Raw genomic sequence first — 4,189 nt, forward strand, 5'->3', positions numbered from 1 at the left:
GGTACTGATGAGGGCGTCCCTGATCTCTCCGCGGGTCACGCGCTCGCAGTGGCAGACGATGCTGCCGTACGCGGAGTCGGTCGCGATGAGGTCGGCGCGCTGGTAGGGGCGCGGGAACGATTCCCCGAGGTTGGGCATGCGCACCGGGTCGAGGTTCCCGGCGACCGTCAGGTCCAGATCGGGGCCCGCCGCGTCGGCGAGCAGCCCGACGACGTGCTCCGCGATGGCCATGGACGCGGTGAGGCCGGTGGAGCGGATGCCGCCGACGGTGATGTACCGCTGCCCGGGTGCGCCGTGGATCTGGTAGTCGTCGTGCTCGGTGGCTGCCCGCAGCCCGGCGTAGACCGCGGTGACCTCCTCGTCGAGGAGGGCGGGCAGGATGCGTCCGCCCTTGGCTCGCAGTCCGTCGAGGCCGTCCTGTGTCGTGCCCGTCGCCCGCTTGTCGTCCAGTTCCTCGGCGGTGGGGCCGAGGAGGACGTTGCCGTACACGGTGGGGGCCACGAGGACGCCCTTGCCGAGCGCCGTCGGGACCGGCAGGAGGATGTGGCGGACCAGGTCGCGGGCGAGCTTGTCGAAGACGATGAGCTGGCCGCGGCGCGGGGTGACCGTGAACTTGCCGCTGCCTAGCAGGAGTTGGTCGAGTGTGTCCGCGTGCAGGCCCGCGGCGTTGATGAGGTGGCGGGTGCGGATGACGCCGCGGGGCGTGGTCAGTTCGTGGTGGTCGGCGCCGTCCGGCGGCGGGGGTGAAGCGAGCCCTTCCACCTTGCAGTTGAGGTGCAGGTCCACGCCCGCGCGCACGGCCTGGGTGGCATACGCGAGTGTCGTCGTCCAGGGGCAGATGATGGACTCCCCGGGGACTTCCAGCGCGCCCAGTGCGCCTTCGCCCAGGTGGGGTTCGCGGGAGCGGACCTCTGCGGCGCCGATGATCCGGGCCTCGTGGTAGTCGTTGGCCTCCGCCTTCTTCAACAGGCCTGGCAGCGCGGCCAGTTGTTCCTCGTCCCAGGCGACGAGCAGTGCGCCGACGGGTTCGACGGGGATGCCCGACTCGATGGCGTACGCGGCGAGCAGGCGGCGGCCTTCCCGTACGAGGCGGGCCTCCAGGGATCCTGGCACGGCGTCGAAACCGGTGTGCAGGATCGCGGTGTTGGCCTTCGACGTGCCGTCGCCGACATCGCCGGAGGCTTCGACCAGCGCGACGCGCAGGGGGTGCTGTGCCAGCTCGCGTGCGATGGCGGAGCCGACCACGCCCGCTCCGACGACGGTCACGTCGTAGGGCTCGGAGGGCAGCGGGCCCTTGGTGGTGACGGTCATGACGGTACGGGCGCGCGGTCGAGGAGGGCGTCGACCGCCGAGCGGAAGCCGCCGAGGCGCTCGGCGGCGCGGGCTGCGTCGATCTTCGGCTCGTACACGGCGGCGGGCCGCCACCGGGGGACGGCGTCGCGCACCGTGAGCCGCGGGTCGAGGCCGAGGCGGGCGACGACGCCCACGCCCAGGGCGGTGACGTCGGGCAGCGCCGATACCTCCACGGGGATTTGCAGCAGATCGGCCTGGGTCTGCATCAGGAGGGACGAGCGCGTCAGGCCTCCGTCGACGCGCAGGCTGGTCAGGGGCTCGCCCAGGTCGGCGGCCACCGCGTCGGCGAGCGAGGCGACCTGGGCCGCGATGCCCTCGCACAGGGCGCGGACCAGATGTCCGGGGGCCGTGTCGAGGCCGAGGCCGGTGATCGAGCCGCGCAGATCGCCGCGCCACCAGGGCGCCGCGAGTCCGGCGAGCGCGGGGACGAAGGTGACGCCGCCCGTGTCGGGCACCGAGGAGCCGACCAGATCCAGGTCGGCGGCGCCTTCGATCACGCCGAGGTCCGTGAGCCAGCGGACGGCGGACGCGGCCGTGTACACCTGGCCATCGAGGCAGTAACTGCTCTCCCCCGCAAGGCGCCAGGCAACGCAGCTGACCAGGCCGGAGTCGCCCCGGCGCGGGAGCGACCCGGTCTGGGCGAGCAGGAACGCGCCGGTGCCGTAGGTGCACTTGGCGGTGCCGGGCTCGGTCACGTCCTGGGCGAGCAGCGCGGCCTGCTGGTCGACGAGGAGTCCGGTCAGCGGGAGTTCGGGGCCGAAGGCCTTTGTGGCGCCGACCGGGCCCGCCGCGTCGACGACCCGCGGCAGCCGCTCGTCGACGAGACCGAAGACGTCGAGGGCGCGCCGTGACCACGTGACGTCGTCCAGGTCGAGGAGCTGGGTGCGTCCGGCGGTCGCGGCGTCGGTGACGAACTCGCCGGTGAGCCGGTGGACCAGCCAGGCGTCGCTGGTGGTGACGACGCCTTCGCGGGTGAGGTGACGGCGTATCCATGCCATTTTGGGCGCGGCGAAGTAGGGGTCGAGGGGCAGCCCGGTCAGGTGCCTGAGCTCTTCTCCGTACGGCGCCAGTTCCGCGCACAGCGGCTCCGCGCGCCGGTCCTGCCACACGATCGCCTCGGTCAGCGGGCGGCCGGAGACGGGGTCCCAGGCCAGGACCGTCTCTCCCTGGTTGGCGAGGCCGACCGCGGCGACCGGCTCGCCCGCGTCGGCCAGGGCGCGGCGTCCCGCGTCGACGACCGAGGCGTACAGAGCCTCCGGGTCGACCTCCACCCGGCCTCCGGGGAGGTGGCGCGGGCGTACGGGCGCGACGCCGGAGCCGATCACTCCGCGTTCCGGACAGAGGACGAGAGCCTTCGTGCCGGACGTCCCCTGGTCGATGGCGAGGACTGCCCCGCCGCGCTGTCCTCCGCCGTTGGTGATCACCGCGGAAGCCTGCTACAGCGGCCGGGAGGGCGTCAAGAGCCCCCATCCGGGCCGGTTCCGCACTGACTTTTTCTCAAATTGCCAACCGGCGCGCCGAGTTGAGCTCAAGTCAATCTCAAAAGATTCAAGAACTGGCCTGGAATCGGATGTTGCAGATCTACACTGACCGCCGAACAACATCATTTCGTCATAGGCCAGTTCACACGCCCCGCCCTCCGCCCCCACAGAGGATTCATGCCCAATCCGTCAGGCCGCCCCGTTTACCACCCGGCGGGCCACGACGATCAGTTGCGCGCCGTGCTCCAGGACCTCAAGACGGGTCGCTGGGTGTCGACGCGCCACCTGCTCGACTCCACACCCGACTGGGGGCTCTGGACGCAACGCACGCAGATCCTGGCGGCCGCCGTCGCCGGTTCGGACGTGGTCAGGGCCTGGCGGGCCGAGGAGCCGCACAGCGCCGCCGCGTCCGTCCTGCACACCAGGGTCCTGGTCGAGCGGACCCTGCGCGCGCATCGCGCCGGGCACCGCCACACCAACGAGCTGTGGCGCGAGGCGGCAGCCGCGTGCGGAGCCGCGATCGACGCCTCGCCCGAGGACCCGGTGCCCTGGGTCTGTCTGCTCGCCCTCGCCCAGCTCGACAAGGGCCAGCGGTGGGACGAGCACCGGGTACCGGCCCCCGAGCCGATGCTGTTCCCCGGCCCCTGGCACCTCCTGGCCGAGGCCGACAAGCGTGACCCCGGCAACCGCGAGGCCTACCACCGGATGCTCCAGTTCGCGTACACGCGCCGCCCCAACGGCCCGCTCACCGAAGCGGTCAACTTCGCTCACTGGGCGTCGGGGTCGGCCCACGCGGGCTCGGCCCTGCACGTACTGCCCCTGTATGTGCGCGTCGAGCGCTACCGCAAGGACGGCGGCAGCGAGCACGCCCTGGACCTGCACTGGATAGGGGAGGACGCGACCCGCTCCGCCCTTCGCGCGCTGCACCTGTGGTTCGAGCACGCGCTGCCCGCGGCGACGTCGCTGCTCGACCTCAACTACCTGGCCCACGCCTTGTGGGGCGCCCACCAATTCCAGGACGCCGGGCGGGTTTTCGAGGTCCTCGACCCCTTCTACACGGTGGCTCCGTGGACGTACCGCACCCGGTCGCCCGGTGACGCGGACGCGGCGGCCGAGGCATTCATGCAGGCACGCACGCGCTGTCTGACGGCTGTACGGGATTCGGGCTGAGGCCCCCGGCCACGGCCCGCCGCACCGGCACGACCGCTGAATCAGCACCACCCGCTTCCCGCACGACCTCTCCCCGTACGACCGCTCACGACGGAGGTACAACGTTGTCCCGCACCACCTGGTCGAGTCCCGCATCGGCCAAAGCACCGCTGCCAGACGAGGAACAAAGGCTCAGGGAGCTCGGG

The 4,189-nt window shown here is 72.0% G+C and carries 3 protein-coding genes; 1 reads left to right on the forward strand and 2 read right to left on the reverse strand.

The genetic code is table 11. From position 1 onward, the window contains the following. Both ACQKIP_RS41355 and ACQKIP_RS41360 read right to left on the reverse strand, forming a co-directional pair. On the reverse strand, window positions 1–1,311 hold a 1,311-nt coding region (locus ACQKIP_RS41355; protein ID WP_427745366.1), incomplete at its 3' end, for an FAD-dependent oxidoreductase. After that, window positions 1,308–2,777 (reverse strand): FGGY family carbohydrate kinase, encoded by a 1,470-nt coding sequence (locus ACQKIP_RS41360; RefSeq protein WP_365854991.1) that lies wholly within the window; start codon window positions 2,775–2,777, stop codon window positions 1,308–1,310. The genes ACQKIP_RS41360 and ACQKIP_RS41355, both read right to left, overlap by 4 nt. 234 nt (window positions 2,778–3,011) lie before the next feature. On the opposite strand from ACQKIP_RS41360, the gene ACQKIP_RS41365 reads away from it, so the two are divergent. Beyond that, window positions 3,012–4,004, forward strand: a complete 993-nt coding sequence (locus ACQKIP_RS41365; RefSeq protein WP_365854993.1) for a hypothetical protein — start codon at window positions 3,012–3,014, stop codon at window positions 4,002–4,004. The last annotated feature ends 185 nt before the right edge of the window (window positions 4,005–4,189 follow it).

Source organism: Streptomyces sp. NPDC059900 (assembly GCF_050270335.1).
Taxonomy (GTDB): Bacteria; Actinomycetota; Actinomycetes; order Streptomycetales; family Streptomycetaceae; genus Streptomyces.